Below are 3,129 nucleotides of genomic sequence, written 5' to 3' on the forward strand. Positions count from 1 at the left end.
CTTACTCTTCTCTATACGTTCTTCTGCTTCTCTTACTAAAAATGACATTTTGCCTCCTCTTTCGTATGTACTTATCTTTTCATTCTATCATATATGTTTCTTTCTGCCTATTATGCAATGGTCTTTAGGAAGCAAAATTCTCAAAATTTTGTCTTGATTTTTCAGTCCATTATAAATAATAAGGAGATCAAAACTGTTGGGTCGGTCGCAAATTGTATTTCAAATGAAGAATTAGAAATTGAAGAGAATATAAATACACTAAAAAATAAGCTAAATATCAAATTTTTAGGTAAAGTTGGATAAAGCCTTAGAGATTAAATTTAATTTTGTAATATCAGTGCTTGCTCCTCCTACTAACACACCATCTAAAGATTTGACCTCACATATCTCGCTGATATTTTGCTCATTTACAGAACCACCATATACAAATTTTGCAAATTTCAATCCTGGTATTGATTTCAATGCAGATAACACTTCTTCAATCTGATTAGGTGATGGGATTTTTCCAGTACCAATAGACCATATTGGCTCATAAGCAATAATAATATTGTTTTTTTCTATGTCACTAAAGTGCGGCAATGATTCAATGGTTTGATCTATTAAAAATTTAATATAATCACTCTTTGTTCTAGTTTCTAGAGCTTCGCCTACGCATATTATAGGTGTTACATTGTGTTTCAATGCAATGTTAGACTTAATTGCTACTGTATCACTGCTTTCAGCATATCTTTCTCTGATTTCAGAGTGCCCTAAAATGGAATATTTGCACCCCAAATCTGCAAGCATTGCAGCTAGAATCTCCCCTGTATTTGTATTTGTTTCAGATGAGGAAAAATTTTGAGAACCAACAAAGATGTGTTGGCTCTCTAATTTACTTATTATTCTTTGTATATATATAAAAGAGGGGCAAAGAACCAAGTCTATATTGTAAAAATCTAGATTTTGTTTAATTTCCCCAATCTTTATATCTATTTCTGAAAAGCTTTGAATATACGTTTTCCAATTAGCTATTAGTATCTTTCTTTTTTGCATCATTTCCTTTTTTAGCAAATGCATTCTTTTTATAGTTAGAAATTTTTGCTATAGCTTTTTTAGCATCATCACTCAATTTTTCATATTCAGCACCTATTGCAGCATAGTAATCATCTACCTCTTTTTTTACGGTCTCTGGCAATGTTTTGCTGATTTTTTCATAATCAAATTTTTTATTATTTTTAACCTCAATATTCTGCTTTGTATCTTCAGTTTGCTTTGCAGGTGCCATTTGTGCTGTAGTTGTAGTTTGCTTTGTATCTTCAGCTTGATTTGACTGATGTTTTTCGCAAGCAATTGCTAAAGTAGTAAGAATGAAGCAAAGGCTTGAGGACATAATTAAGTTTTTTAAATTTGTATTCATATTTCACCTTAAATATTGTTGTTTTAATATTCCTTATATAGATTCGATTGATTTAACGTAATCACAAAATTATATATCACCTTCTCTTCAACTTTTCCAATGATTTTTGCTATCACAAGAGGTATTTGCTTTTTTATTAAGGATGGATTCATATTTTTGATATCCTCTGTATTGTTGTTTTCTGGGAAAAACATTTTAGTTTCAAAAGGGTAGAAGTTTTGATGCTCCAATCTGAAGATAACATTTGGGCTAATTAAATTAACTTTGCCTGGGTATATAGTAATAAATTCGAATTCTCCTAAGTTATTAGTTAGCATATTCCCAGACCCACTAAAATTCTCATCGTAATGTTCATCATGCACATCATTAGCATTAAATTGATAAAGGCCAAATGAATTTGCCTGCCAAATACTTACTTTCACGCCGCTTATAGGAACACAATTTTTATCTAAAACCTTTCCCTTAATTAAGATTTTTGTACCTTTTGCGATTTCAAAGGAAGTATAATTTTGAGTGAGATTATTTGAATTTTTGGCGTCAGGTAAAATTCCCACACTCCATATTTCAGGAGTGAGAATGCATTCTCCCATTTTGTCTGCTAAGCTCTCGCTTGTCAATACAATGCAAAGAAGAATCATTATTATAAAATTTCTTATCATTAAAAATGTATCAATATATTTTTATGTAGTACTTAAATATCATCAATATAAATTAAAACTAGCTTGTAAGTAAAATTTATATTATTTCTCAGTAAAATTTATTCATAATATTGCCTCCAATTGTTTATGAAAATTTCATTATGTCAAATTAATTTAAAAATTGGTGATTTAAAGTATAATGTAGAAAAAATCAAAAAGCTTTATAAAAGCGAATCTACGAATTCAGATTTAGTGATTTTTCCTGAATTATCTTTGACTGGATACCTACTGAAGGACTTAGTAAATAATTCAGATTTTTTAGATAAAGTTTTGAAATTTAAAGCCGAAACAGTTAAATTTACGCAAGAAAAAAAATGTGCTTTGTTATTTGGATGTCCAGTTTCAAAAAATAATAAAGTATTTAATTCAATAATTATAGCATGTGATGGGAAAGAAATATTTAGTGCAGATAAACATATTTTGCCTAATTATCAGGTTTTTAACGAGCCAAGAAATTTTTCCAAAGCAGAAGAAGAGCCAACAATATTTGAATTTAAAGATGAAAAGCTGGGGATTTTAATTTGTGAAGATGCTTGGTATGATCATGTGCCAAATATCCTATCTAGAAAAGGGGCAACATTTTTTATCACTGTCAATGCCTCCCCATACGATCTTGCTAAACATGCAAATAGAATGAGAGTTGTAGGCAACATAGCAAAAAAATATAATAAGCCTGTTGCTTATTTAAATAATTTTGGTGGGTATGATGAATTGGTGTTTGATGGGGGCAGTTTTGTAATTGATAAAGAAGGGGATTTTATAAATGAACCATGCCATTGGAAGGAGAGCATTTTAAGGTTTGATAGTAAAGGTGCTGATCTAAAAATTAAAAACAATAATGCAGGAGTATTGTGCGAGGAAGAGAATATTTACCAAGCTCTGGTTTTATCAGTGAGAGATTATTTCAAAAAGAAAGACCATTGCATAATAGGCAGAAAGAAACATATATGATAGAATGAAAAGATAAGTACATACGAAAGAGGAGGCAAAATGTCATTTTTAGTAAGAGAAGCAGAAGAACGTATAGAGAAGAGT

General features: G+C 30.1%; 5 protein-coding genes. 2 read left to right on the forward strand and 3 right to left on the reverse strand.

Annotated features, from left to right (window positions below):
• Positions 1 to 117: 117 nt before the first annotated feature.
• Complete coding sequence (locus tag L8D11_RS04460; RefSeq protein WP_236870471.1) at positions 118 to 303, forward strand: hypothetical protein; 186 nt, start codon at positions 118 to 120, stop codon at positions 301 to 303.
• Here L8D11_RS04460 and tpiA read toward each other — a convergent pair.
• The 3 genes from tpiA to L8D11_RS04475 are packed head-to-tail and all read right to left on the reverse strand — an operon-like array spanning position 286 to position 2,055.
• Complete coding sequence (tpiA, locus tag L8D11_RS04465; protein WP_236870472.1) at positions 286 to 1,035, reverse strand: triose-phosphate isomerase; 750 nt, start codon at positions 1,033 to 1,035, stop codon at positions 286 to 288. The genes L8D11_RS04460 and tpiA overlap by 18 nt on opposite strands.
• A complete protein-coding gene (locus L8D11_RS04470; protein WP_236870473.1) occupies positions 1,004 to 1,396 on the reverse strand; it encodes a hypothetical protein in 393 nt (130 codons plus the stop codon). Before L8D11_RS04470 ends, tpiA begins: the two co-directional genes overlap by 32 nt.
• A 23-nt stretch (positions 1,397 to 1,419) precedes the next feature.
• Positions 1,420 to 2,055, reverse strand: a complete 636-nt coding sequence (locus tag L8D11_RS04475) for a dioxygenase family protein (protein WP_236870474.1) — start codon at positions 2,053 to 2,055, stop codon at positions 1,420 to 1,422.
• 126 nt (positions 2,056 to 2,181) lie between these two features.
• On the opposite strand from L8D11_RS04475, the gene L8D11_RS04480 reads away from it, so the two are divergent.
• Complete coding sequence (locus L8D11_RS04480) at positions 2,182 to 3,045, forward strand: nitrilase-related carbon-nitrogen hydrolase (protein ID WP_236870475.1); 864 nt, start codon at positions 2,182 to 2,184, stop codon at positions 3,043 to 3,045.
• Positions 3,046 to 3,129 lie beyond the last annotated feature (84 nt).

It is taken from the genome of Candidatus Bandiella numerosa, from assembly GCF_021811875.1.
Lineage (GTDB): Bacteria > Pseudomonadota > Alphaproteobacteria > Rickettsiales > Midichloriaceae > Aquirickettsia > Aquirickettsia numerosa_A.